Source organism: Veillonella montpellierensis DSM 17217 (assembly GCF_000426745.1).
In the GTDB taxonomy this organism is placed as follows: domain Bacteria; phylum Bacillota; class Negativicutes; order Veillonellales; family Veillonellaceae; genus Veillonella; species Veillonella montpellierensis.
Map to the genome: position 1 here is coordinate 45,093 of NZ_AUFY01000001.1, position 26,583 is coordinate 71,675.

Below are 26,583 nucleotides of genomic sequence, written 5' to 3' on the forward strand. Positions count from 1 at the left end.
AGCTATGACTCTACTGATGCATCAATTCGGCGTTCTAGCTCTGTTAACACATTATCTGTCATAGTAATAATAGAAGTAGTCATACCATCAAGAATGACATGCGCTGATGTTGGTTTTGTATCTAACAACCTAATCCGTTTCCACATCGATTCACTAACAGATGCCATATCCCAATGCGTCATTTTGCTATCATCATACCATTGAATAATTAACGTATTATCTCGATGTATAATACTATGAATGCCTAGCAATCGAGCTCGTTCTTTTATCATAGCAATTTTGAGCAATCGATTCACAGGTTCCGTCGGTGTTCCAAATCGGTCAATCATCTCATCCATCAAATCATCTAATGCCTCTACTGTTTTTATATATAGCAATCGTTGATAAATAGAAATTTTTCTAGCACTATCTTTAATATACGCATCATCTATAAATGCATCAACACCTAAATCAATAATTGGGTCTGGAGGTGGTGCAACCTCTTCTGTAACTTCTTTATTTTGTACTTTACTAATTGCCTCTTCAAGCATTGTACAATACATAGCAAAACCAACGGAAGCAATATTTCCATGCTGTTGCGCGCCTAATAAATTGCCTGCTCCTCGAATTTCTAAATCCCGCATAGCAAGTTTAAACCCAGCTCCCAGCTCAGTAAATTCTTCAATCGCTTTTAACCGTTTTTCTGCTGCTTCTGTTAAGACTTTATCTGGTCTATATAGAAAGTACGCATAAGCTCTTCGATGTGAGCGTCCCACACGTCCTCTCATTTGATATAACTGAGATAGGCCTAAATGATCCGCATCATACACAATAATTGTATTCGCATTTGGTATATCTAACCCAGTCTCAATAATACTAGTACATAAAAGTAAGTCATAATGACCTTCGTAAAAATCGGTCATAATATGTTCCATTTCTGTCCCCGACATCTGCCCATGCGCAATGGCTAATCGTAAATCGGGTAATGCTCCTTCTAATAGTTCAGCCATATGATCAATAGATGCTACGCGATTATACACAAAATAAACTTGTCCACCTCGTTGCAATTCGCGACGAATGGCATCCACAATTAATGACATATCATATTCCACCACGTAGGTTTGAATCGGAACCCTATCTTCTGGTGGTGTTGTAATGACACTCATTTCTCTTACCCCTACTAACGACATATGTAACGTACGAGGTATTGGTGTAGCACTCAATGTTAACACATCAATAGTATGCGCCCAACTTTTCCATTTTTCTTTCTGCGCCACACCAAATCGCTGTTCCTCATCAACCACTAACATGCCTAAATCTTTAAAAGCAATCTTCTTATTAAGCAATGAATGTGTGCCAATTAATATATCGACTTGTCCATCTTTAGTCGCTTGTATAATCGTCTTTCGTTCTTTTAAACTTTTAAAGCGATTCATAACTTCTACACGAATACTAAATGGTGAAAAACGATGTAAAAAAGTCTGATAATGTTGTTGTGCTAATACAGTAGTTGGTACGAGTACAGCTACTTGTTTACCACTCATAACAGCTTTAAAAACCGCTCGCATGGCCACCTCAGTTTTACCAAAGCCTACATCGCCACATAGCAATCGATCCATCGGTATTGGTTGTTCCATAGAGGCTTTTATTTCTGCTGTCGCCCTTAATTGATCCTCTGTTTCTTCATAAGGGAACGCCTCTTCAAATTCTTGTTGCCATGGTTGATCGGGCAGAAATGCAAATCCTGATGAAATCTCACGTTGTGCATAAATTTTAACCAATCGCTCTGCTAACTCATCAATAGATTTTTGTGCCTTCGCTTTAATGCGTTGCCAATCTCTACCACCCATTTTATGTATACGTGGTGTATCCCCTTCATTACCTATATATTTTTGTAATTGGTCTAAATTATCGGCTGGTAAAAACAACCGATCTGTACCTGCATAAGCTATTTCAATATAATCTCTATGAATGCCCTCTGTTTCAATTGTTTTTAAACCTAAATATTTTCCAATACCATGTACAGTATGAACTACATAATCACCAATTGATAAATCAGTAAAATACTTAATATCTTGTCCTTTTTCTGCTTTTCGCCGCAATCGTTTCTTTTGCTGTCCGTAAATATTGCCTTCTGTAATAACTACAAATCGACTATGCGGGAATTCGAATCCATCTGTTAATAAGCCATCCCAAATAGTAACTATACCAGTTTCTGTTGTCCATGTATCCGATAATTTATACTTAATATTTTCTTCTAGTAAAGCTCTTTCAATGCCTTCACGTCGCTGTAAATTATGCATAACTAATACTACTTGATACTGCAATGCATGCCATTGTTTAATTTCATCCATCAACAATGGTACTTGTCGCTCAAAGCTTGTCATTGCTTTTCCCTGAATACCAATTGGCGAAAATCCACTTAGTCCAATGGAACGCTGTTGCATAAAACTAAATGCCACTTGTGTAGGAGATGTAATGGTTTTCGTCAACCCATGCCAATCATAATGAAACGTATGATGCGTACTATCTTCTTTTAAATACTTTTTTAACGATTCTTGAATACGTACTGGTTCATCAAAAATAATCAAACCTTGCTGTACATAGGACAATAAAGAGCTTTTGCTCTCTGTATTAGCTAATTTAATAGGTGTTATCATGCAATCATCAATATGAGTCACAGAGCGTTGTGTTTCTACTTCAAAGGTGCGAATGGTATCAATTTCATCACCAAACAGTTCAATACGATATGGCAAATCATTATTCACAGAATAAATATCAATAATATCTCCGCGTACGGCAAAATGACCACGTTGTTCCACCTGGTCTACTCGTTCATATCCAATTGCCACCACTCGTTCTAATAGCTCATCTCTAGCTATCTCATTATTACATGCTAAAGTAATACTCATATGTGCTAATTCTTCAGGGGATACTACAAACTGAGATACTTCCTCTGCATCAGCTATAACGATAATATTTTTTTCTGCTTGAAGCATACACAATGCTTCCATCTGTTTTGCTTGACTTTCCATACTACGAGCTATCGTAGAAAATGTAACTTGCTCGATATGAGGAAATGCCAGCACCCTACTAGTAGGCAACAAACACGCCAAATCTCGTTGCCATAATTCTTTATGTTCTTTATCATGAACAACGATAATTGTAGGAATCATGCCATGTAATTTCATAGCATGACTATACATAAAAGTTTTTTGTGAACCACTCATACCATATAATAGAGTATTACCTGTATGACCAAATGCCTCTATTCCCTCTTTATAAGAATGGTTTTGGTATAACAACGATTCTATATCAGTCATATTAGCCTCATATAAATAAAAAAAGCATGGACAGCCAACTGTCTATGCTTATACCAACACTGTCTATTGTGTTATCTATATACGTAAAATTATCTAACTAAAAAGTGGTGCGGGAGAAGGGACTTGAACCCCCACGCCGTAAGGCGCCAGATCCTAAGTCTGGTGCGTCTGCCAATTCCGCCACTCCCGCGTACCAACATGATTATATTATCATAAGCCTATATAATCGTCAAGCATTTTTTACTGCAAATCATACACGTAATTTTAACACAAATAAGCCTTATTTCTACTGTCCCATGTCCGTATATATAAATTAAGTGCATGTGCCTATATTAACTATTACATGTATTACTTTTTTATACTTACTCTAAGACCATAAAATTTATCTTAAAACTATAGCAGCCTAGTATTTAGTCATTTAACTAATACGTACATACACAAACGATAAAAAATAGAAAGATGTATTAATCCTTTTATAGGACATAACAAACTTTCTATTCTATCCATAACATATAGACCTATGTGCTAGATCAACTTAATCAATACTATAAAAGGAGAGCACCGACTTATTAAAAGTCGGTGCCGGATGATGATGATAATGTACGCCCTTACATTTATCATGACTTATATTAACACGCAAGCGTGGTAATACCAATTTGGTGACACCACAAAACTACTAAGCCATGATTGTCAACACAGTAAAGACGATAAAAAAATCCTCTTTTAACCATGCGTCAAAAAAGGAATAAATTCTCCTCCCTATCGCTCGTAGGTCAAATGGTGAATGATGAATAGGCAGTTCTCCTGACTCGGCTTCAACGCTCATTTGGTCTTCCCAGTTTCCCAGTGACATAATCAAACTCGCTCAACCATACAGTGGCGGGACCGTGTCGGCATTTCACCGACTTCTCTGTTAGGCTTTTCAGCACCTACTCCCAAATATGTATTGTTTTTATGTGCTTATTATATCTCTATTCCTCTCTACTGTCAAAGAGTTTTTCTATGCAAATTTATCATCTATTACTACAAAAAAAGAAACGAATACTACTCTTTTATATAAGAAATAATAGAAATATCAATAAATATATTGTTTTTTTCAAGTATGCATTTATATCATGCAAATAAATATTTTTATATTACCATTATCTATAGAATCTAAAAATATGAGCCATGCTATAGCAATTATTGTATAGCATAGCTCGTGTTAAACTATATTTCGTATTGCCCCATTCTATTATTTAACAAATAAATGATAGGATACATTATCTTTTTAAACCCTGGCACTAATGACATCATGCTACTAGTAAAATTAATTAATCCTATTTGTTTAATATTAGAATTTAATGTACATATCTCACTGCCATCCTTTACGCCAAAAGTAAATTCAACTGACATATCACGCAATGTATCATGATGCTTAACGCGTCCCACTAATCCTCTATAGACAAAATCAAAATACGCAGTACTCCCTTTGAAATTGTCTGTCAATATATACAGAAATTTTTGCACATCACTTTCTGATAAGTACATCAAAACGCCTTCACTAATAAATAATAATGGTCGATTGTCTCTTTTAATTTCTTTAATCCATGCTTGATCAAGAATCGATGCTCCAATATTATGTACTCGCGGATGTTCTTCAAATAGTTCTTCTCTAATTTTTATAACATTGGGAAAATCAATATTATACCAATCAATATGCCCATTATCTACGCGGTAAAATTCTGTATCTAATCCAGAGCCCAATGATACGATAATCGCATTATGATATTGATGAATAAACTTAGTAATCTCTTGGTCAAATACTCTGGCTCTTCCTAATATTCCATAATAGCTCTTCCAACCCTTATGTACTGAAAATAAATCTTCTGTGGGCTTTATTTGTCGATACGCTCTCCAAGATTGTTCATCATGTAAAACTGACCTATTAGATTCATAATCCTTTGCTCGTACATACAAAGTTAATAGCGCCGTTTTACTAATATAGCTCAAATCATCTTTCATAGGTAACACTCCTTTATATGATAAATTACTTCTGTTCATACTTACGAAATTATACTATTTAGAATCATCGTTATATACTTATATACAAACATAATAATATATATGTCATATCCTATTTATCATCAACACCAAATGCAACTATACTAATAGGATTAGACATACAACACTTATTATCAAGTCTCTAATAAAGTATCCCTATTCTTATCTACTTAATTTCTAAATACAATAGTAACACAGTTACCATACCAAAAGACTGCTACTTAACGAATTACTATATCTATACACTACTTACCTATAGTATATATCATCTATCAAAAAAAACAATTTATTATATTAATTTTATTTATATAATATGTTATATATAAATCTATTATGCGAAATGGTTACTTTCCTTTATTCACAACTGTACCGTATAGAACCCAAGTTTGTGCTTTATCAATACGTGCTTCTACAGTATCCCCTATAGAAATAGAATCTTCTCGAGAAAATAGCACCATCTTATTTCCTGATGTACGGCCAAACCACATAGATGGGTCTTTTTGACTAGGCCCTTCTACAATAATGTCAAATACTTTATTTTCCATTTCTTTATTGATTCGCAAAGAAATTTCATTTTGTACATCCATAAGTTGTTGCAATCTAACCCGCTTAACTTCCTCTGGCACTTGATCTTCCATAATGGCAGCTGGTGTACCTGACCTTTTTGAAAATATAAATGTATATGCCATATCATACTGAACATCACGTAATAATTGTACTGTTTTTTCAAAATCTTCATTGCTTTCTCCAGGAAAGCCAACAATAATATCTGTGGTTAATACCACATCTTTTATATATTGTCTTGCACAGCTAATTAACTCTTTATAATGTTCCACTGTATAATGACGATTCATTTTCTTTAAAATTCTATTTGACCCTGATTGAGCTGGCAAATGTAAATGCGTCACCATATTAGAAGATTCTCCAATAGCCCGGATCATGTCAGGTGTCATATCTTGCGGATGACTCGTCATGTAACGGATGCGTTCAATTCCAGGGATTCCATCTAACGCATGCACTAAAGTCCCAAAATCAGTACCATCATGAAAGTCTAAGCCATAGGAATTCACATTTTGTCCTAATAAAGTGATTTCTTTGAACCCCTTACTTCCCAATTCCATTACATCGCTTACAATCAGTTCTACAGGTCTACTAATTTCTCTACCACGCACATGAGGAACAATACAGTATGTACAAAACTTATTACATCCATTCATAATGGGTACCCACGCGCTAAAAGTGCCATTAGGTTTTGCTTTTAATTCAGGCAACACTGTATTATCCATATCCACATTAATTTGATGTCTGTGAGTACGCTTCACTTCTGCTATCATTTCATTAATATGTTGGATATTATGAGTTCCCAATACAATATCAATATGTGGCGCTCGTTTAAACATTTCAGCTTGATTTTTTTGTGCCATACAACCTGTAACAGCAATAATCAAATCAGGATTCTTAGCTTTTAAATGTTTTAATTCTCCAATACGTCCATATGTTTTTAGTTCAGCATTTTCTCGCACTGCACATGTATTTAAAATGATAAGATCTGCTTGTTTCTCATCATCAGTTGGTATATATCCTACCTCCTCTAATTGATGGGCTAACCGTTCTGAATCAGCCGCGTTCATTTGACAACCATAGGTAAAAATATAATATGACTTCATTCATAACTCCTTATCTATTACGTATGTGCCCTTTCCACAATTCCTTTAACCTTGATAGCCATACGTTCTACTGACATTCCTGTAATATATTCAATTTCATATTGTATCGATTTCTGTACTTTTTGCATTAATTCTTTAACAATATGCCCATATTCAATGGTAACTGATAATTCTATCGATAACCCATTGGGTCCTTTATCCACCTTTTTAAACTTAATATCATTCGTATCAACAACACCTGAAACTTTGCGAACTCCATTTTTTATAAGCTCAATAATCACTTCATCTGCAAAAGTAAGTCTTCCATAATAACTGAAAGAAGGTCTAATAACAGACTTTTCAAATCCTTCGGATCCAATTACACCAATTGTGGAAGGATCTTGTTTTTTTAAACTTCTACGTCTAAAAATAGACTTAATAGGATCAATTAAATATCCTTTAAAGTGCGGTTTTAATTCCATAGTTGGCACAGGAATAACATGCTTACCTTCTTTTAATCTAGCATATTGTGCTCTCTCAATTTCTTTAGGCGTTGCCACATCTTCAATTCTAATATATCGACTCGGTGCTGGTATCATTAATGCATTAGCAATTTTCTGTACCATATTATCGGATGTACCTATAATCATCAATCGTTTTGGTTGAATTTCATCTAATTTATGTTTTACTGATGCTACTTGTTTTTTATCCTGAAAAATAGCACGTCGAACCGCTTTTAATCGACTTGCTTCTTTTTTAGCAGATGTACCTGCCACTATTTTATTATGATAAATCAAAATACCATCATCAATAATACATTCTATCTGATTCTCATGTGCTACTACTAATGCACGATGACTCTTCCCCGTTCCACTGCCACCAACAAATGCAATTACTTCCATAGTAATACCTCGATTCAATCATTACCGTATCTATATAGTTCTTAGAACTTGTATAAATTTTTCTACATCTCGACTCTGTACCGTATATTCCCCTATATAAGTAGGCCATGTATGGTTGATACCATGAAAATCAGATCCTCCAGTTATTAATAACCCTCGTTGTTCTGCTACTATACGATAACGCTTCACATCTTCATCATCATGTTTACTATGATACACTTCAATCCCGTCAAATGAAAAGTGTAACAATTCTTCTACATAAGTATCATTGTGAATTAACTTAGGATGTGCTAACACAGCTAATCCTCCTGCATGATGAATTTGTTCGATTACTTGTTCAACAGAGGTTTTTACTTTAGGTACATAACAAGGACCTGATGGATTTACTATGTGCTTGAAAATAAAATTAATCGATTCTGCATATCCTTTTTTAATCAGCAATTGTGCTACATGAGGTCTGCCTAACGCTTTTGTAGTTGGAAATAATCTTACCAGTTCATCATAGTCAATACAATAACCTGCTTTTTGACATAAATCAATCATAGCTTTAATTCGCTGTCTTCTTGCCTGCTGATAGTACGAAATATACTCTCGCAACTCTCGATCATCACAATTAAATCCATATCCTAAAACATGTATATCTTTTCCTTTATAATCTGCACTAAACTCAGCACCTGTAACAATATCAATGGAGGTAGCATACGCTTTCATCGGCTTAATACCTGCTATTTCATCATGATCTGTCAATGCTATCATGCCTAATTGACCATGTTCTGCAAATGATACTAATTCTTTCGGTGTATATACACCATCAGAATAGGTTGAATGCATATGAAAGTCTACAATCATATTGTCCTCCTTATAGTGAACCATATCTATGTATATTCTATCATATATAGCTAGTCTAGTCAGATTCTATATGGCCGACTAGTATATTCTATAAAAGAGTTTTCTAATTATATGACTAATTCTCCTTATCTCATTATCGCATTATGTATATTTAGCATTATGAATAATTAGTATCTAGCAACTATACTACAAGCATTCAATATACACAAAGCTATCACAATAAAACTAGTCTCAACCTATCTATATCTTTATATAAAACTCTATATCCATATAATGATATTTATTGCTTGAAAATAATACGTGCCAAACTTTAAGCATAAGTAAAGGAGCTGATCTGCTACAGCTCCTCCTATTCCTTATAATGTAGATAATAGCTCTTTTGTAGAAGTAATGACTTCATCAATTTTCACATTAACTACATCACCCGTTTTTCTTGTTTTTATTTCTACTTCACCAGTTTCAATAGTATGCTTACTAATTGTAATACGTAATGGATATCCAATCAAGTCTGCATCTTTAAATTTCACACCAGCCCGATCTTTTCGATCATCTAAAAGAACATCGATGCCTGATGACTGTAAAGAAGTATATATCTTTGTGCTAATATCCATTAATGCTTCATCTTTCACATTAATAGGTACAATAACTACTTCAAATGGTGCAATAGAGCGAGGCCAAATAATACCATTTTCATCATGGCTTTGTTCAATCGTTGCCGCTAATGTACGAGTCACCCCAATACCGTAACAGCCCATCACTAATGGTTTTGGTCTACCGCTATTATCCAAAAATGTAGCACCTAACGCCTCAGAATATTTAGTTCCTAATTTAAATACTTGTCCTACTTCAATGCCTTTGTCAATGCGAAGTTCTTTTCCACAGTGAGGACATACATCTTCATCTGTAATTAAGCGAATTGGTGCAACAATGATCTCTTCTGTGTTAAAATCACGTTTTGGATTAATATTAATGTAATGTGCATCCTTTTGATTAGCACCACCACAGCAATTATACATTTCCATAACAGATTCATCCACTACAATCGATAAATTATCTGTTGCCACTAATCCTACAGGGCTAATAAATCCAGCAACTAATCCTACGTTCTCCATTTGCTCATCAGTAGCCATTTCTGGTTCTAAGATTCCATTGACTGCATGCTGAACAGCGATTTCATTAACCTCGTGATCACCGCGAACCATAGCTAACACAACTTTACCATCAATACTATATACTACAGCCTTGATCGTACGTGTAGTAGGAATGCCTAATTGCATAGCTACAGCTTCAATAGTTTTCGCATTTGGTGTAGAAACAATAGATAATTCTTGTAATGGTTCTTCCTCTTGTTTGATAACTCCAGGTTGTCCAATTTCAATATTAGCCGCATAATTACAAGATGTGCAATGAATAACATCAGCTTCACCTGCGTCAGCTAATGCCATAAATTCATGGCTATTACTACCACCAATAGCTCCTGAATCTGCTTCAACAGGTTTAAAGTACAAACCACAGCGGGAAAAAATTCTATTATACGCATCATACATAGATTGATATGATATGTCTAATCCATCCTCATCACTATCAAATGAATACCCGTCTTTCATAATAAACTCACGGCTACGCATTAATCCAAATCTAGGGCGGCGCTCGTCACGAAATTTACTTTGTATTTGGTATAAATTAACTGGCAATTGACGATATGAATTAATCTCATTCTTCACCAGTGTAGTTACCATTTCTTCGTGCGTTGGCCCTAAACAGTAATCACGATGATGTCTATCTGTAAGACGTATCATTTCTGCACCATATACTGGCCAACGTCCTGATTCTTGCCAAATTTCTGCAGGTTGCAAAATAGGCATCATAATTTCCTGTGCATTCGATGCTTCCATCTCTTCTCTAATAATAGCTTCAATTTTTCTAAGAGATTTCCACGCTAATGGCAAAAAAGTATATAAGCCTCCTGCTACTTTGCGAACAAATCCTGCTCGTAACATATATTGTGCACTAATAACATCAGCATCTGACGGCACTTCACGCAACGTTGGTGCGTATAATTTGCTGGCTAACATAAACCTATGACTCCTTTTCCTTCATCTCTAAATATGTATTAATTTCATTAAATAATGTATCAACTAATTGGTGTTCTGGAACAGTTTTTATAACTTCACCTTTGCGGAATACGATACCTTGTCCATTACCACCAGCAATACCAAAATCAGCTTCTCGAGCCTCTCCTGGTCCATTTACTACACACCCCATAACCGCTACTTTGATTGGTTCTTTAATAGATGCTAGTCGTTGTTCTACAGTTTCTGCCATACTAAATAAATTAACTTGGCATCTGCCACAAGTAGGACAAGAAATCATAGTAGCTCCAAAATTTCTCAATCCCAATGAGCTTACTATCATTCGTCCCACTTCAATTTCGTGAATTGGATCGCCCGTTAATGATACCCGTAAGGTATCCCCAATACCGTCAGCTAATAAAGCACCAATTCCAATCGCGGATTTAATAGTACCTTGCTTTATAGTTCCTGCTTCTGTAACCCCTAAATGCAATGGATATGGTACTTTATCTGATAATTTGCGATATGCTTCTATCATCAATGGCACTTCAGTAGCTTTGATAGATAATTTCATCTCTTTATAGTCTAATTTCTCTAAAATGCGAACATGTTCAAGTGCTGTTTCCACCATACCATCCGCAGTAGGATGTCCACCATAAGCTTCTAGAATGCGCTTAGGTAATGATCCTGCATTCACACCAATACGAATAGGAATCCGTTTTGGTTTCGCCTTTTCCACTACGGCTAACACATTATCTATACTTCCTATATTCCCTGGATTAATTCGTAAACCATCGACATTACTATCGATGGCTTGTAGTGCCAATCGATAGTCGAAATGAATATCTGCAATAAGTGGTATTGATATACCTTTTTTAACAATCTCTAATGACTTAGCGGCTTCCATAGTAGGAACTGCCACTCTAACTATTTCACAGCCTGCCTCTGTTAATCGATTAATTTCCGCAATTGCTTTGTCTGTATAGATTGGATTCGTAGTAATCATTGACTGAATACTAATTGGTGAAAAATCACCAATTTTAACTGGCCCCACATGAATACCATTAGTTTGTTTTCTTACAATCATAGCATATACTCCTAGATATTAGATATCATAAACGACTGATATCACTTATCGTCGTATAAAGAAATAACAATAATAATAAAGCCACTCCCGTCATTTGTATGTATTGTAAAGCTTTTGAAGGTAATTTTTTACCCGTAACCCCCTCAATAATCAATAAAATTAAATGGCCTCCATCGAGGACTGGCAAGGGCAATAAATTGATAACACCTAAATTTAAGCTTAAAATAGCTGTAAAGTAGACTAAGCTTGCGAAGCTAATAGCCGCCACTTCTCCAGCCATTTTCGATACACCAATCGGTCCAGATAACTCGGCTTTCTCTTGCCCCGTTACCATAGCCCACAATCCATGCAACATATCATAAATTGTATGCCCTGTAAATGTCACTGAATGTGTAACTGCCTCGCCAAAGGAAAATGATGTATATACAGGCTTTTGCATAATACCTATAAGAACTCTTCCATCTTGTTCTACTGGAATCAATGATAGAGATTCTTGCATATCCCCGCGCTTAACTACAACAGTAACTACTTTCTTACTTTTACCTTCTAAAGCCTTAGCAATATCTGTCCACGCTGCAATAGATTTGTCACCTATAGAAATAATCCGATCATCCACTTGCATATGTGCAATCGCAGCTGGACTACCACTTGCAATAGACCCTACAAGCGGTTCATTAGATGCTTGTCGTTGACCTACGCAAAGAAATACCAAGAAAAATAGTACTATGGCTAACAAAAAATTGAAAACAGCACCGGCTGCAATAACAATAAATCGTTTCCATACAGATTTGTTTAAAAAAGAACGTTCATTCAATTCCTCTTCATCCGTCATACCTGCTATTTTATTATAGCCACCCAAAGGTATCAGACGAATAGAATATAATGTTTCTCCTTTTCGTACTTTTACTAAGGCAGGCCCAAATCCAATAGCAAATTCATCGACTTGCATACCAGAAGCTTTAGCAGTAATGAAATGTCCAAATTCATGAATGAACACAATAATACCAAACACAAATATGGTAGCTAAAATCGTTGTCATATAGTCTCCTAATTATCTCTATCTATAATAAACTGTGCTTTTTCTCTTGCCCATCTATCAATGGCCAACAGATTTTCTAATGTGAATTCAGCAGCAGACTCCATGGATTCTAGTACTTTTACAACTGTACTATAAATTTGAGGAAATGATAGTTTGTCATCTAAAAATGCATATACAGCTGTTTCATTTGCTGCATTAAATACAGCAGGTGCAAAACCGCCTTGGCGTCCCACTTCAAAGGCTAATCGTAGTGCTGGGAAATCATCATACCGTGGGGGCATAAACTCTAATGTTAATGCTTTAGTAATATCCAATGTATCCATAGACAATGCTTCTCTCTTCGGGTATGTCAATGCATATTGTATAGGCTCACGCATATCTGGATTTCCCAATTGTGCTAATATAGCACCGTCTTTCATCATAATCATTGAGTGCACTATACTTTGCGGATGTACTACTACATCAATATGATCAAAATCAAAGCCAAAAAGCCAATGGGCTTCAATAACTTCTAATCCTTTATTAAAAAGACTCGCTGAATCTATAGTTATTTTATTGCCCATATTCCAAGTCGGATGTTGTAAACAGTCCTTAGCAGTAGCTTGTTTGATCCTTTCTGATGTCCAAGTTCGTAAAGGACCACCAGATGCAGTGATAATCAATTTATCTACATTATCTCTCTGTTGTCCTTCTAAACACTGAAAAATAGCACTATGTTCACTATCGATTGGCAAAATATCTACACCATGTTCTCGTGCTAATGATGTAATTAAAGGGCCTCCTGCTACTAAGGTTTCTTTGTTAGCTAGGCCAATCGTTTTATGATGCTTAATAGCTTCCACAGTAGGTTCGATACCTGCTGCACCAACAATAGCTGTAATTACCATTGTTGCTTCTGATAAAGTAGCTGCCTCTATCAACCCTTCTTTACCACATACTAATCGCGTATTACCTGTATATCGTGATTTTAATAAGCGATACGCCTCTTCATCAACTACACCTGCCATAATAGGGGCAAATTTATTAATTTGTTCTTCCAGCAAATCAATATTATGATAAGTAACTAACGCTACCGTCTTAAATAAATTAGGATGCTGCGATACTACATCTAATGTTTGCGTTCCAATAGATCCTGTACTACCTAGAATACTTAAAAATTTCATATGCTATCCTTCTTATATACGCAATAGTGACATAACTACACTAATGATAAACATTAGAATAATAAACCTATTTAAACAAAAAATAAATATATAACTGTTAGTGGTGCTGTAAATAGCAAACTATCAAAACGATCTAATACACCACCATGACCAGGAAGTAACACACCTGAATCTTTCACATGGCAATCTCGTTTCAACTTTGATTCCATTAAATCTCCTAAGGGAGCAAAAATGCCTGCTAATATACCTATAGAAAAACCTATATGTATAGGAAAATTAAAAATTAATCCCAATATAGTTCCTGTTATAATAGAACCAATAAATCCACCCACAAAGCCTTCTAATGTTTTATTGGGGCTAATGAGGGGAACAATCTTATGGTTTCCCCACGCACGCCCTGAAAAATAGGCAAATGTATCACTAGCCCATGTACAAAACAATAGTAGCCATAATACAAGTTCGCCCATATTAGTAGATACAACTGGTATATTAAAAAACGAGTAGATTTCATTTTGACGCAATACTAATAAAGCCCCAAATCCAAGAGTAATATATAACAAGCCCCATAGAGCATGTGCTATATCACTAATAGTATAAGATTTTGGCTTAAGAATATATAATAATCCCCCAAGAAATATAGACATCAAAGTTACAGTAATAGCTATGCTAAACGCATGCATAGCTATAGAAGCAAGAATAATGATTGCTAAAATATAACCTCCTAATACGGGAGGATGTATTTTATTATTCGCCATCATAGTGATAAATTCTCTCCATCCAATCAAGGCCAATAAGATAATTAACCCATCATAGATGTTTCCACCTGTAGTAATCGCAAAGATAGCAACTATAAAGCCAATCAAAGCGGTAATAACTCGTGTTTTAAGCATCCTTTACTCCTCTGTTTTTAAGCCACCAAAGCGACGTTCTCGCTGTTGAAAGTCCCATACAGCTTCACGTAATGTAGCCTCTGTAAATTCCGGCCAATGCAGATCAGTAAACCAAAATTCTGCATAAGCTAATTGCCATAATAAAAAATTACTAATTCGATAATCTTTACTTGGACGAATTAATAAATCTACATCAGAAAATTCTTTAGTCCATAATCTTGATCCTACATACTCTTCTGTAATAGCATTAACGTCTAATAATCCTGCTTTTACATCAGAGGCTATTTCTTTCATAGTACTCACAATTTCAGCACGACCGCCATAGTTGATAGCCAATTGTAAAGTAAGGCCTGTATTATTCATAGTTAATAATTCGGCATCATGAATAATTTTTTGTAATTCAGGAGCTAGTTCACCGATATTCCCTATAAAGCGAATTTTAACATTATGAGAATGCATATCCTCCATATTATGGCTTAAATATTCATGAATTAATGTCATTAATAGCGACACTTCTTTAGACGGACGTTTCCAATTTTCTGTAGAAAATCCATACACTGTCAACGCTTTAATCCCAATTTTATCAGCAGCAGTTACTATTGTTTTCAGTGTATCTGCTCCTGCTCGATGTCCCATTGCACGAGGTAAGCCACGTCGTCTAGCCCATCGACCATTACCATCCATAATAATAGCCACATGTTTTGGTATGTTATTAGGGTCAAGATTTTTCTGTACTACACTCTTAGGTTTTAAAAATTTCTTTAGCATATTCTACCTCTTTGCAGTCTTGAAAATTACTAGTAATCATAGGCCTATATAGTAAAATGTGCCATTCACCATCCTGGTAAGTTACACGACCCACATAAAATCCTTGTTCAGAAACATCAAAAAACCGATTAAACGAACCACCTATAGTTACTTTAAATGGAATAGAAGCAGCCTGCAAAATAGGTTTCACAAGCTGCCAAGGTAGTCCTACTATATGTTCAGAAATATTCATTATACTTCTAAAACATCCTTTTCTTTCACATTTTTTAATTCATCGATCATTTTGATTTTTGCATCTGTTAATTTTTGAATTCTATCTTGGCCATCTTTAGCTACATCTTCGGTAATTGTTTTTAATTTTTCTTCTTTTTTAATAGCATCATTGGCATCGCGACGAATATTGCGAATCGCCACTTTAGCATCTTCAGCTTTTTTATGAACAACTTTTACAATTTCTTTACGACGTTCTTCTGTCAATTGAGGAATAGCCAACCGAATTTGCGAACCATCATTATTGGGATTAAGACCTAAATCTGATTGTAAAATTGCCTTTTCAATAGCCCCAATCATAGATTTATCCCATGGAGCAATAATGATCATTCTTGGTTCTGGGGCAGATACGTTAGCTACTTGATTAACTGGTGTAGGTGTACCATAATAATCTACCATAACCTTGTCCAATAAAGATGTACTAGCGCGGCCTGTCCGAATCGAAGCAAATTCGTGTTTCATAGCATCGATCGTTTTATCCATACGAATCTCTTGTTGTGTTACTAATTCATTTAATTCCATTATTTCTCACCTCTTACGATAGTTCCAACGTCTTCACCCATTGCAGCACGAGTGATATTACCAGGAATATCCATACTAAATACTACAATAGGAATATCATTATCTTTGCATAGAGTTGTAGATGTAGCATCCATCACTTTTAATTCTCTACTAATAACATCCATATAAGTAAGTTCTTCAAATTTCTTAGCTTCTGGATTGATTTTTGGATCAGAATCATATACACCATCTGCAAATTTTTTAGCCATTAAAATTGCATCAGCTTCAATCTCAGCTGCTCGTAACGCAGCAGTTGTATCAGTAGAGAAATAAGGTTTACCTAAGCCCGCGCCAAAAATTACGATACGTTTTTTTTCTAAGTGACGAATTGCACGACGGCGAATATATGGTTCCGCAATTTCTTGCATTACAATAGCTGTTTGCACACGTGTATCAACGCCAGCTTGTTCCAATGCATCTTGTAGAGCTAACGAATTCATAACAGTCGCAAGCATCCCCATATAATCAGCAGTGGCTCTATCCATGCCTTTATTACTTCCAGCTAATCCACGCCAGAGATTACCACCACCTACAACGATAGCAATTTCCAAGTCTGTATTCTTAGCCAAGGCAGCAATTTCCTTAGCAATTTCTTCTACAGTTACTGGATTAATACCATATCCTTGTTCACCAGCTAATGCTTCACCACTTAATTTTAATACAATCCGTTTAAAGTCACGTTTTTTTGACATCTTATGTTACTCCTCTACTATATTGCAAAAATAAGAGAACACTATTCGGTGTTCTCTTATCTATATCTTACTTACCAGCGAATGCCATTACTTCTGCTGCGAAGTCATCATTACGTTTTTCAAGGCCTTCACCTAAACCATAACGAACAAAACGGCGTACGTTAATGTTTTCACCGATTTTTGCAATATTTTCATTAATGATATCAGTAACTGTTTTGTCACCATCTTTAATAAATACTTGCTCCAATAAGCAATTCTCTTTATAATATTTTTCAATACGGCCATTAACCATTTTTTCCAATACTGCCGCAGGTTTTGGTTTACGACCAGCTTTAACGTCTTCTTCTGCTTCTGTCTTAGCCTGTTCAAGAAGAACTGCTTTTTCATGCTCAATAACAGTTGCTGGCACATCTTCACGTTTTAAATATGCTGGATTAGTAGCAGCAATTTGCATAGCAATATCTTTTGCCAATGCTTGGAAATCATCTGTTTTAGCAACAAAGTCAGTTTCACAGTTAACTTCTACTAATACGCCAATACGTCCGCCGCCATGAATATAAGATGCAACAACACCTTCAGCAGCAATACGTCCAGCTTTTTTAGCGGCAGCAGCTAACCCTTTTTCACGAAGAAGATCAATCGCTTTTGCCATATCTCCATCAGTTTCAGTCAATGCTTTTTTGCAGTCCATCATTCCTGCACCAGTAGTTTCACGTAATTCTTTTACTTGAGCAGCTGTAATCGCCATTCTATTATCCTCCATTACACTAATTAAGGTAAGGATTATCCTTACCTTAATTATATTAAGTCATAAAAATAGTATAGTCTTATCTATTAAGCTTCTTCAACCTGTTCGCCTTGACGACCTTCCAAAATAGCATCGGTCATTTTACCGGCTAATAATTTGACTGCACGAATTGCATCATCATTAGCTGGAATTGGGAAATCAATTTCATCAGGATCACAATTAGTATCTACAGTAGCAACAACTGGGATACCCAATTTTTTAGCTTCTGCAATAGCAATACGTTCTTTTTTAGGGTCAATAACTAGCAATGCTCCTGGCATTTTAGGCATATCTTTAATACCACCAAGGTATTTTTCTAATTTTTCCATTTCATGGCGAAGACCGATAACTTCTTTTTTAGGTAATACTTCAAATGTACCGTTTTCAGCCATTGTTTCTAATTCTTTTAAACGTTTAATACGAGTTTCAATTGTTTTAAAGTTAGTTAACATACCACCCAACCAACGTTCATTAACATAGAACATGTTGGCACGAATGGCTTCGTCCTTAATAGATTCTTGAGCTTGTTTTTTTGTACCTACGAAAAGTACTACATCGCCGTTAGCAGCAACGTCGCGCAAGAATGCATATGCTTCTTCTACTTTTTTAACTGTTTTTGCAAGGTCAATAATATAAATACCATTGCGTTCTGTAAAAATATACTTCGCCATTTTAGGGTTCCAACGACGAGTTTGATGTCCGAAATGAACACCGGCTTCTAATAATTGTTTCATTGATACTACTGACATGGTAGTTACCTCCTGTTACTAAACCTCCGCAACTTCATCCTCCGGGCCACTCAAAATCGAGCACAGTACCGAAGTCCATCAACGTGCGTATTTTTTATACTGGTAAATTATACCATAAAGAAAGATAGAGTAGCAAGTATGTTTTTTACTTATATCGATAGACTGATGGCAATGATATATGCATATGATTATCTCCTAAACTAGTATCTATTAAAACTAGTTCTATCTATTCATCTGTTACTTGCCCCTATATATTAAGCTTTTAGTTGTTTAATGACAGCGGCTCTATCACGTGCTCCAAAAATCGCAGATCCAGCTACTAATAATTCAGCGCCCGCCCTCTTGACTGCTTCACATGTTGTAGTATTAATACCACCATCCACCTCAATGACTACGTGAGTGTTATCCATCAACTTTAATAGTGAGGATACTTGTTTAATTTTATCAATTGTTCTCGGTATAAAAGACTGTCCCCCATATCCAGGATTAACACTCATGATCAGCACCATATCTAGATCATTAATAATATTTTCTAACATAGCAACTGGAGTTGACGGATTTAAAGCAACCCCAGCTTTCATACCTGATGATTTAATTTGTTGAATCAATCGATGTGCATGTGGTGCAGCCTCCACATGAAATGTAAAGTATTCCACACCAATATTGGCATACTCATCAATATATGTTTCTGGATTTGTCACCATAAAATGAACATCAAAAGGCAATGTTGTATAAGGACGAATAGCCTTTACAATAGGCGTTCCAAATGTAAGATTAGGTACAAAGTGACCATCCATTACATCAATATGTAACATATCAGCGCCACATTGTTCAATATCTGCTAATTCCTTGGCTAATTCTGCAAAATTAGCCGATAACATAGATGGTAACACTTTAACCATAACTAATTCCTTTCTTATGAAGATACTTCTCTACACATACTAGTACTGCCTATATAAAATCCTATTTTCTATGATATATATACCTAGATTGTTAATTCAATACAACAAGAATGCTGTATATAACGCCATAATTATAGTGCGTATTCACGTGCCCGTATATAAATCTAGAACGTTTCAATATATTAACGCTGTCTTTGCTTGATGATTTCCTCTCGAATCGCCAGATACGATGCATATCGTTGTTCACTAATATATCCATTCTGCAAAGCATCTTTGATTCCACAAATTGGCTCATGATCATGATAACAAGGACTAAACTTGCACTGTGATTCATACTGTAAAAATTCTGGGTATAAAGAGGTTAACCGTTCCAATGATATATGGGTAAATCCAATGGCACTAAAACCAGGTGTATCCATAATAAACGACTCATCATTCAAGCTAAACAAAGACGCATGGCGAGTCGTATGACGACCACGCTTAATTTTTTCACTAACTTGACCTGTTTGAAAGGAAAAACTTGGCTCTATCTCATTAAGTAAACTACTTTTACCTACTCCAGATGGACCTGCAAAAGCACTTACCTTGCCTTGTAAACAATCTCTTAATTCATCAATCCCCTCATGTGTTCGAGTTGATGTAGTTAATACGCTGTACCCTAATTGACGATATTCATTAACCAATGCACTCGTTGATGCATCAGCTAAGTCGTATTTATTAATACAAATTCGTACATATATATCGGCATCTTCAATCATCACTAATAATTTATTTAGCAGTAATGTATTAATATCTGGGTCATGAGCCGCTACTACTAAAATAACTTGATTGATATTAGCAATAGCTGGACGAATTAAAGAATTGACTCTATGATGAATGCGTTCTATAAAAGCATCCTCTGATATATCAACATAATCCCCCACTAAAAGGGAATATCTGGTTTTTTTTAATCTTCCTCGCACTTTACATTCATGTACAATTCCATCCTTAGATTGTACATAAAAATAACCATTCATATTTTTTATTACAATACCTGTAGTCATATAACTCCTATAATGTTGAATCTTGTACTAATGCACCATCTAAATAGACTTGCACTCGCACTGTACCCACGCCAGATACTTTTTTCACTATACGGTCACCCGATTTTTTTACATCATCATAAATTACTTTTGTGCCTGTATCATCTGTGGTAAGAATTTTTAAATGTTGATTATTAGATCCAGATGGCACTGTTACATCGACTGTACCACTCGTTCCATCTGCATTAGATGCATTATTTTCTCGTTTTTTACTATCTTGCATTTCAGTAGTAATCGTAATGCCAGCTCCTACATCTACAGACTCATTAGCTTTCAAACTTTGCTTAGTTACCAATGCAGACTCATCAATTGATCCTTGAATATTTAATAATGAAAGCTGTGCAGAAGCTAATGTTTCTCTCGCTTCTTTTAAAGTCATTCCAATAACACTAGGAACTGTTGTTTTCTTGGCCACTAATTTATTAACAGTAATATTAACAATAGTTCCCTTAGAAACTTTAGCATTACCTGATGGATCTTGCATAATAATCACACCGTCAGGTTGTTCTGAATCATTCGCCGTCGATATTTTCCCAATGGCAAGCCCCAAATCCTTGAGTTTTTCCTTAGCTTGATCGATAGTGAGTCCTGTTAAATCCGGTATCGTAATATCTCCAATTCCTTTACTTACTACTAAATGAACTGTACGCTGTTCCTTAACCGTTTCTCCTGCCTGTGGTGTTTGTGAAATAACTTGTCCTGCTGGTACATCTGGATTAGTTACTTCGCTCACAGAAACTCGCAAATGCTTATCTTCCAAAATATGCTTTGCTACAGAGACTTGTTTACCTACTACATTAGGAACATCTACTGTTGCATTGCTCCAGAAATTTCCAAAACTCAAAAAGGCCCATAAAAAAGCTACTACAAAAATAGCAATAGATCCTAATAAAATATATTTTTGTGGAATACTTGCTAATTTATTTAATATACCTCTTTTTGACTCTCTATCACTAGGCTCATACTCATCTTCATAATCGCTAAGTGCATCCGCATTAACAGATGGTAATACTTGCGTCGCAAAGTCATGAGGAATCAAACGGCTACTTTTCGAATTAACAAACCCTTGAGACAATCGTAAATCACTAATCATGTCGGAAATAGAATGAAACCGCTCAATTGGATTTTTAGCCAATGCTTTCACAACAGCAGCCTCTAACAAAGGAGGTATACTTGGATTATACCGAGTAGGTGGGCATAGAGGTTCTCGTACATGTTTTAGAGCTACACTAATAGGCGTATCCCCTTCAAATGGAACATGACCTGTTAACATTTCATATAGGACTGCACCCAAAGAATAAATGTCTGTACTACCTGTTACTGGCTTTCCACTTGCTTGTTCTGGTGATAAATAATGTGCTGACCCCATAATAGAATTAGTATACATCATGGTATTAGTCGTATTCATAGCTCTAGCAATACCAAAATCAGTTACTTTAACACGCCCCTCTTTAGTAATTAATACATTATGAGGTTTAATATCACAGTGAACAATCCCCATAGCATGAGCATGTTCAAGTCCTTCAGCAATAGAAATCGCAATTTTAACAGCTGTATCAATGGATAAACGACCATGTCGTAAGATATACTCTTTTAATGTTTCTCCATCTACATACTCCATAACAATGTAGTGTAATCCCTGATCAAACCCAACATCATACATATTTACAATATTAGGATGGCTTAACTTTCCTGCTGCTTGTGCCTCTCTCTTAAAGCGACTAACAAATTCATCATCATTTGCAAAATTTTGGTGCAAGATTTTAATGGCCACTGTGCGACCTAATAAAGAATCTATTCCTTTATATACATCAGCCATACCACCGATGCCGATTTTTTCTAAAATTTTATATCGATTATCGAGGATGATTTCTTGATTATCATGTATTATATTCATCATTTCACCACTTTCCAGATTACACTGTTCCAATAATAATTGTTACATTATCACTAGCACCTAAATCATATACCATAGACATTAAATGGTTTAACGCCTCTTCATCTGACGAAATCTGTTCTAATGTGTCAGCAATGATTGTATCATCAGCATAACCTGTCAATCCATCTGAACATAATAATATACGGTCACCTGATTGTACTGATATTTCACCACTATCAACCTGAACCGTGCTCTCTACCCCCACAGCACGAGTTAACAAATTCCTTTGTGGGTGTTGTAACAACTCTTCCTTTTTAAGATGCCCATCCACATACAATTGGTGTACCATCGAATGGTCTGTTGTAATTTGTTCTAACTGATGATTAGAATACACATATAAACGGCTATCTCCTACATTAGCCCAATATAGTGTTTTATTAACCACAGAAGCTATAACAGCAGTAGTTCCCATCCCTTTCAACGCCGGTTCTTCTTTTGCCCGTCTAGAAATGCTCGTATTAGCACAAGTAATCGCATCAATTAATGTGCTTTGTTGAATCGGGCTATGAGACTCTAAAAAATGAACAATTTCATCAATAGCTAATGTACTGGCTAAAGCACCACCCTTATAGCCCCCCATACCATCTGTAACAATACAACTCGTACGAGTAATAGCAAATCTATCTTCATTTTGTTTGCGAACTAGTCCAATTTTACTCATGCCAACGCTTTTCATTGCATCGCCTCTTTCTTATATACTGCATGCTGCGCTTTCAATTGTCCACAAGCAGCTTGAATGGCATCACCCATTTCTTTTCTAACTGTAACCGATATACCGTAAGAAAAAATAATTTTTTTAAAATCAGAAATATCTTTTATCGTAGGTTTATATAAGTGAATATGTTCATTACCATTCACCGGGATTAAATTAACATTACAATTAGGAAAATTAGCTGCGATTTGACCTAATTGATGGGCACATTCTTTAGAGCTATTGATTCCTTCAATTAAAATATATTCAAATGTAACTCGTCGCTGTGTTTTTTCATAATAATACTGGAGGGCTTTCAAAATTTCCTCTAATGAATACGTAGCACCTATGGGCATAATTTTTTGTCGCATATCATCTGTCACTGCATGTAATGATAGAGCTAATGTAATCGGTAACCCCTCATCTGCTAATAAGTAAATATTTTCTACAATACCACATGTAGATATGGTAATTTTACGATAACTAATCATACATGTTTCTGATGCATGAATAAACTTCAAGGCTTTCATAACATTATCATAGTTCTGTAATGGTTCACCAGCACCCATAACCACTAGCGAATGGATATTCTCTTGCAGCATATAGGCAAATAGTAACACTTGTGAAACTATTTCATGAACTTCTAAATTTCTATATAGACCATTAACAGTAGATGCGCAAAAGATGCATCCCATAGCACAACCTACTTGAGAAGATACGCATACTGAATTTCCATAATGTTGTTTCATGAGCACTGTTTCAACACGGCTACCATCATTAAGTTCTAGTAACAATTTACGTGTCTTACCATCAGGTGCTACATGTTCTGCTATAACACGAGGTATCGATATTATACAATTTTCTTTTAACCACGTTCGTAGAGACTTAGGAAACTGTAGCATACTATCAAAATCAAAAATATATCGTTTATAGATATAATCCATCAATTGTTTAGCTCTGAATTTTTGTATATGATAAGTTATAAATAATTCTTGCAGTTCCTGTAAAGATTTACCTAGTAATTCTATCATAATTTCTCCTTACGCAACCGAGCCATAAAAAAACCATCCATACGATCCGTTGCTGGATTGATGGCAAGCATTTTATTTGGCGTAGGTAAATGAAGATACTCTGATATATCATCTACTATAAAATCTTTATGTGTCATTAAAAAATGATTTACTACATCTTCATTTTCCAAATGATTAATCGTACATGTAGAATACACTAATATACCACCTTCTTTCACTACTTTAGCTGCTTCATCAAGAATCATAGATTGCAATTTTGGCAATTCCTCAAGATGTTTCTCATTTTTTCTCCATCTCATGTCTAATTTTTTCTGTAAAATACCTAAACCTGAACAAGGGGCATCAACAAGAACTTTATCAAATGATTGACCATATAAGTCATGCAAATCTCTACCATCTTGCAGGCGCGTTTCTACATTGGTAACTCCCAATCGTTTAGCATTTTGATTCATCAATGCCAACTTATGCTCATGTATATCACTAGCTATAATATGTCCAGTATTATGCATCATGGCAGCTAAATGCATTGTTTTACCGCCTGGTGCGGCACAAACATCTAAAATGTAATCGCCATCCTTAGGTGCTACCACATGTGCCACAAGCATCGATGCTATATCCATAAAGGTAATTTTTCCTGTTACTACTAAAGGATGAGTAGATAGAGATTCCTTATGAGATATAATGTAAACTGCCTCTTTTATATACTCATGTTGCTTGATAGTCCATCCAGATTGCTCTAATTCTATCAAACAATCTTCTATAGATATTTTTAATGTATTAATGCGTGCTATTAAGCATGGTTGCTCATTAAACCATTCACATAAGCCAATTGTTTTAGATAAACCCATCTCACGTTGCCAACGTTGGATTAACCATAGTGGCTGATTATACGTATAAGCAATTCGCTCATCTTCATCATGAGCAAGTTTATCAATACTTAAATTATCTATTTTTCGAATGGCATTTCGCAATACACCATTAACAAATCCAGATAATCCTCGTACAAATTTTTTCGCTAATTTGACACTTTCATTGACGGCCGCCGTATGAGGTACTTTATCCATATAGAAAATTTGATATAAGCCTAATCGTAAAATTTCCACCACTATCGAGGATAATCTATGTATCGGCTTATTCGTTAAAGCTACAATAATTGCATCTAAATAATTTCGCCTACGAATAACGCCATATACTAACTCTGTAAAAAATCTCCGATCTAAATCATGCAATTCATAGGTCCTAATATAATGTGCCAATACGATATTAGCATACGCACCTTGCCGATTAATTTCCGTCAATGCTTTAATTGCCAGCAAACGAATATTTATTTTATTTATAGTAACTTGATTTTCTCCCATCAATTAGTCCTTCTACGATACGTCTAACTTTTTTTACGTCAACTCTTGTATTACAACAAGGTCCATTTGGTCTTTCATTTAATACGCCAATAACTGGTATGGGAAAGACATCAACCATTCCACTAGCCAAGTCACGTTCACAGGCAATTGCCACAATTGCTTTTGGCTTTATTTTTTTTACTTGCATACGAGCCAACGTGCCTCCCGTGACAACTATAAATTGACATCCATAGTCATTAGCAATTTCTAATAAGTCCCCTACTTGACACCTACCACATTGCTTACAATTATGTATATCATGTGTTACTTTATGAACACATGTACTTTCCTGTAAACAGTGAGGCGTTAATAATAAAATTTGACGAGCCTCTACCGTATACATATGAGAAGCAACTAAATGATTTATCATATCAATCATAGATTGCCTAAATTCATCTTTACTAATTCTACATAGCCATGCAATGCCAAGACTAATAGTAGAGCATGCATAGACAAATCGATTACTCATACGTAAAAGATAAGGCGGTACACGATAGATACCATAAACAGCTATCAGTAATATCCCGTATAAACTCCAAATTATCACAGGTAATATCAATATAGTACATTCGATGCCTAGTGCCACACTAAAGCCAAATTGACATAAACCTGGCCACAAAAGATACATAAACAAAGCAATCCATAATGTAATGATGATAAAAGTAACTGTCATCATAGCAATATAGAGATGATATGTTTTATAACTTTGTTCTTTCATATA

The 26,583-nt window shown here is 35.3% G+C and carries 23 protein-coding genes, 1 tRNA gene and 1 riboswitch; all 24 genes read right to left on the reverse strand.

The window, feature by feature from the left end; translation table 11 throughout:
* Nucleotides 1–2: 2 nt before the first annotated feature.
* The gene (gene mfd, locus K357_RS0100230) at nt 3–3,302 is read right to left on the reverse strand and encodes a transcription-repair coupling factor (RefSeq protein ID WP_028256902.1); all 3,300 of its coding nucleotides are present in this window, start codon (nt 3,300–3,302) and stop codon (nt 3–5) included.
* A 105-nt stretch (nt 3,303–3,407) separates the two neighbouring features.
* Nucleotides 3,408–3,492: transfer RNA gene (locus tag K357_RS0100235), tRNA-Leu, on the reverse strand.
* Nucleotides 3,493–4,079: 587 nt separating this feature from the next.
* Nucleotides 4,080–4,250, reverse strand: a riboswitch (cobalamin riboswitch).
* Nucleotides 4,251–4,511: 261 nt separating this feature from the next.
* Nucleotides 4,512–5,306 carry a class I SAM-dependent methyltransferase gene (locus K357_RS0100245; RefSeq protein WP_028256903.1) on the reverse strand — a complete coding sequence of 265 codons (795 nt, stop codon included), beginning with the start codon at nt 5,304–5,306 and terminating at the stop codon, nt 4,512–4,514.
* Between the two features lie 383 nt (nt 5,307–5,689).
* Nucleotides 5,690–7,012 (reverse strand): tRNA (N6-isopentenyl adenosine(37)-C2)-methylthiotransferase MiaB, encoded by a 1,323-nt coding sequence (gene miaB, locus K357_RS0100250; RefSeq protein ID WP_028256904.1) that lies wholly within the window; start codon nt 7,010–7,012, stop codon nt 5,690–5,692.
* Between the two features lie 17 nt (nt 7,013–7,029).
* A complete protein-coding gene (locus K357_RS0100255) occupies nt 7,030–7,893 on the reverse strand; it encodes an Asp23/Gls24 family envelope stress response protein (RefSeq protein WP_028256905.1) in 864 nt (287 codons plus the stop codon).
* A 30-nt stretch (nt 7,894–7,923) separates the two neighbouring features.
* Nucleotides 7,924–8,742 (reverse strand): PHP domain-containing protein, encoded by an 819-nt coding sequence (locus tag K357_RS0100260; RefSeq protein WP_028256906.1) that lies wholly within the window; start codon nt 8,740–8,742, stop codon nt 7,924–7,926.
* Between the two features lie 356 nt (nt 8,743–9,098).
* Nucleotides 9,099–10,817: a proline--tRNA ligase gene (locus K357_RS0100265; protein WP_028256907.1), complete on the reverse strand. Its 1,719-nt coding sequence runs from the start codon at nt 10,815–10,817 to the stop codon at nt 9,099–9,101.
* Between the two features lie 4 nt (nt 10,818–10,821).
* Nucleotides 10,822–11,901 carry a flavodoxin-dependent (E)-4-hydroxy-3-methylbut-2-enyl-diphosphate synthase gene (gene ispG, locus K357_RS0100270; RefSeq protein ID WP_028256908.1) on the reverse strand — a complete coding sequence of 360 codons (1,080 nt, stop codon included), beginning with the start codon at nt 11,899–11,901 and terminating at the stop codon, nt 10,822–10,824.
* Nucleotides 11,902–11,926: 25 nt separating this feature from the next.
* Entirely contained in the window at nt 11,927–12,940 is a 1,014-nt protein-coding gene (gene rseP, locus K357_RS0100275) for an RIP metalloprotease RseP (RefSeq protein ID WP_028256909.1), read from the reverse strand.
* A gap of 8 nt (nt 12,941–12,948) precedes the next feature.
* Nucleotides 12,949–14,103: a 1-deoxy-D-xylulose-5-phosphate reductoisomerase gene (locus K357_RS0100280; RefSeq protein WP_028256910.1), complete on the reverse strand. Its 1,155-nt coding sequence runs from the start codon at nt 14,101–14,103 to the stop codon at nt 12,949–12,951.
* A 71-nt stretch (nt 14,104–14,174) separates the two neighbouring features.
* Entirely contained in the window at nt 14,175–14,993 is an 819-nt protein-coding gene (locus K357_RS0100285; RefSeq protein ID WP_028256911.1) for a phosphatidate cytidylyltransferase, read from the reverse strand.
* A gap of 3 nt (nt 14,994–14,996) precedes the next feature.
* Entirely contained in the window at nt 14,997–15,761 is a 765-nt protein-coding gene (locus K357_RS0100290) for an undecaprenyl pyrophosphate synthase (RefSeq protein ID WP_028256912.1), read from the reverse strand.
* On the reverse strand, nt 15,736–15,993 hold the full coding sequence (locus K357_RS0100295; RefSeq protein WP_028256913.1) for a hypothetical protein: 258 nt from the start codon (nt 15,991–15,993) through the stop codon (nt 15,736–15,738). Before K357_RS0100295 ends, K357_RS0100290 begins: the two co-directional genes overlap by 26 nt.
* On the reverse strand, nt 15,993–16,553 hold the full coding sequence (frr, locus tag K357_RS0100300) for a ribosome recycling factor (RefSeq protein WP_028256914.1): 561 nt from the start codon (nt 16,551–16,553) through the stop codon (nt 15,993–15,995). The genes K357_RS0100295 and frr overlap by 1 nt, the downstream gene beginning before the upstream one ends.
* Nucleotides 16,553–17,284, reverse strand: a complete 732-nt coding sequence (pyrH, locus tag K357_RS0100305) for a UMP kinase (protein ID WP_028256915.1) — start codon at nt 17,282–17,284, stop codon at nt 16,553–16,555. The genes frr and pyrH overlap by 1 nt, the downstream gene beginning before the upstream one ends.
* 67 nt (nt 17,285–17,351) lie before the next feature.
* Nucleotides 17,352–18,032 carry a translation elongation factor Ts gene (tsf, locus tag K357_RS0100310; protein ID WP_028256916.1) on the reverse strand — a complete coding sequence of 227 codons (681 nt, stop codon included), beginning with the start codon at nt 18,030–18,032 and terminating at the stop codon, nt 17,352–17,354.
* Nucleotides 18,033–18,118: 86 nt separating this feature from the next.
* The gene (gene rpsB / locus K357_RS0100315; protein WP_028256917.1) at nt 18,119–18,820 is read right to left on the reverse strand and encodes a 30S ribosomal protein S2; all 702 of its coding nucleotides are present in this window, start codon (nt 18,818–18,820) and stop codon (nt 18,119–18,121) included.
* 254 nt (nt 18,821–19,074) lie between these two features.
* Nucleotides 19,075–19,722, reverse strand: coding sequence for a ribulose-phosphate 3-epimerase (gene rpe / locus K357_RS0100320; protein ID WP_028256918.1), 648 nt, complete (start codon nt 19,720–19,722; stop codon nt 19,075–19,077).
* A 182-nt stretch (nt 19,723–19,904) separates the two neighbouring features.
* Entirely contained in the window at nt 19,905–20,765 is an 861-nt protein-coding gene (gene rsgA, locus K357_RS0100325) for a ribosome small subunit-dependent GTPase A (protein WP_028256919.1), read from the reverse strand.
* A gap of 7 nt (nt 20,766–20,772) precedes the next feature.
* Nucleotides 20,773–22,704, reverse strand: a complete 1,932-nt coding sequence (gene pknB, locus K357_RS0100330; RefSeq protein ID WP_425314966.1) for a Stk1 family PASTA domain-containing Ser/Thr kinase — start codon at nt 22,702–22,704, stop codon at nt 20,773–20,775.
* 16 nt (nt 22,705–22,720) lie between these two features.
* On the reverse strand, nt 22,721–23,419 hold the full coding sequence (locus K357_RS0100335; protein WP_028256921.1) for a Stp1/IreP family PP2C-type Ser/Thr phosphatase: 699 nt from the start codon (nt 23,417–23,419) through the stop codon (nt 22,721–22,723).
* Nucleotides 23,416–24,465 carry a dual-specificity RNA methyltransferase RlmN gene (rlmN, locus tag K357_RS0100340; protein WP_028256922.1) on the reverse strand — a complete coding sequence of 350 codons (1,050 nt, stop codon included), beginning with the start codon at nt 24,463–24,465 and terminating at the stop codon, nt 23,416–23,418. The genes K357_RS0100335 and rlmN overlap by 4 nt, the downstream gene beginning before the upstream one ends.
* Nucleotides 24,462–25,823 (reverse strand): 16S rRNA (cytosine(967)-C(5))-methyltransferase RsmB, encoded by a 1,362-nt coding sequence (gene rsmB / locus K357_RS0100345; RefSeq protein WP_028256923.1) that lies wholly within the window; start codon nt 25,821–25,823, stop codon nt 24,462–24,464. The genes rlmN and rsmB overlap by 4 nt, the downstream gene beginning before the upstream one ends.
* Nucleotides 25,795–26,580 (reverse strand): DUF116 domain-containing protein, encoded by a 786-nt coding sequence (locus K357_RS0100350; RefSeq protein ID WP_028256924.1) that lies wholly within the window; start codon nt 26,578–26,580, stop codon nt 25,795–25,797. Before K357_RS0100350 ends, rsmB begins: the two co-directional genes overlap by 29 nt.
* Nucleotides 26,581–26,583 lie beyond the last annotated feature (3 nt).

What these genes read in the sequence shown, in the direction of transcription:
- K357_RS0100285 (WP_028256911.1), bottom strand. Translation starts at nt 14,993, where the DNA reads ATGCTTAAAACACGAGTTATTACCGCTTTGATTGGCTTTATAGTTGCT.
- K357_RS0100290 (WP_028256912.1), bottom strand. Translation starts at nt 15,761, where the DNA reads ATGCTAAAGAAATTTTTAAAACCTAAGAGTGTAGTACAGAAAAATCTT.
- rsmB (WP_028256923.1), bottom strand. Translation starts at nt 25,823, where the DNA reads ATGGGAGAAAATCAAGTTACTATAAATAAAATAAATATTCGTTTGCTG.
- K357_RS0100255 (WP_028256905.1), bottom strand. Translation starts at nt 7,893, where the DNA reads ATGGAAGTAATTGCATTTGTTGGTGGCAGTGGAACGGGGAAGAGTCAT.
- ispG (WP_028256908.1), bottom strand. Translation starts at nt 11,901, where the DNA reads ATGATTGTAAGAAAACAAACTAATGGTATTCATGTGGGGCCAGTTAAA.
- K357_RS0100295 (WP_028256913.1), bottom strand. Translation starts at nt 15,993, where the DNA reads ATGAATATTTCTGAACATATAGTAGGACTACCTTGGCAGCTTGTGAAA.
- K357_RS0100280 (WP_028256910.1), bottom strand. Translation starts at nt 14,103, where the DNA reads ATGAAATTTTTAAGTATTCTAGGTAGTACAGGATCTATTGGAACGCAA.
- K357_RS0100335 (WP_028256921.1), bottom strand. Translation starts at nt 23,419, where the DNA reads ATGAAAAGCGTTGGCATGAGTAAAATTGGACTAGTTCGCAAACAAAAT.
- pyrH (WP_028256915.1), bottom strand. Translation starts at nt 17,284, where the DNA reads ATGTCAAAAAAACGTGACTTTAAACGGATTGTATTAAAATTAAGTGGT.
- K357_RS0100245 (WP_028256903.1), bottom strand. Translation starts at nt 5,306, where the DNA reads ATGAAAGATGATTTGAGCTATATTAGTAAAACGGCGCTATTAACTTTG.
- K357_RS0100350 (WP_028256924.1), bottom strand. Translation starts at nt 26,580, where the DNA reads ATGAAAGAACAAAGTTATAAAACATATCATCTCTATATTGCTATGATG.
- pknB (WP_425314966.1), bottom strand. Translation starts at nt 22,704, where the DNA reads ATGATGAATATAATACATGATAATCAAGAAATCATCCTCGATAATCGA.
- rpsB (WP_028256917.1), bottom strand. Translation starts at nt 18,820, where the DNA reads ATGTCAGTAGTATCAATGAAACAATTATTAGAAGCCGGTGTTCATTTC.
- rlmN (WP_028256922.1), bottom strand. Translation starts at nt 24,465, where the DNA reads ATGATAGAATTACTAGGTAAATCTTTACAGGAACTGCAAGAATTATTT.
- K357_RS0100260 (WP_028256906.1), bottom strand. Translation starts at nt 8,742, where the DNA reads ATGATTGTAGACTTTCATATGCATTCAACCTATTCTGATGGTGTATAT.
- rpe (WP_028256918.1), bottom strand. Translation starts at nt 19,722, where the DNA reads ATGGTTAAAGTGTTACCATCTATGTTATCGGCTAATTTTGCAGAATTA.
- tsf (WP_028256916.1), bottom strand. Translation starts at nt 18,032, where the DNA reads ATGGCGATTACAGCTGCTCAAGTAAAAGAATTACGTGAAACTACTGGT.
- miaB (WP_028256904.1), bottom strand. Translation starts at nt 7,012, where the DNA reads ATGAAGTCATATTATATTTTTACCTATGGTTGTCAAATGAACGCGGCT.
- rsgA (WP_028256919.1), bottom strand. Translation starts at nt 20,765, where the DNA reads ATGACTACAGGTATTGTAATAAAAAATATGAATGGTTATTTTTATGTA.
- mfd (WP_028256902.1), bottom strand. Translation starts at nt 3,302, where the DNA reads ATGACTGATATAGAATCGTTGTTATACCAAAACCATTCTTATAAAGAG.
- K357_RS0100265 (WP_028256907.1), bottom strand. Translation starts at nt 10,817, where the DNA reads ATGTTAGCCAGCAAATTATACGCACCAACGTTGCGTGAAGTGCCGTCA.
- frr (WP_028256914.1), bottom strand. Translation starts at nt 16,553, where the DNA reads ATGGAATTAAATGAATTAGTAACACAACAAGAGATTCGTATGGATAAA.
- rseP (WP_028256909.1), bottom strand. Translation starts at nt 12,940, where the DNA reads ATGACAACGATTTTAGCTACCATATTTGTGTTTGGTATTATTGTGTTC.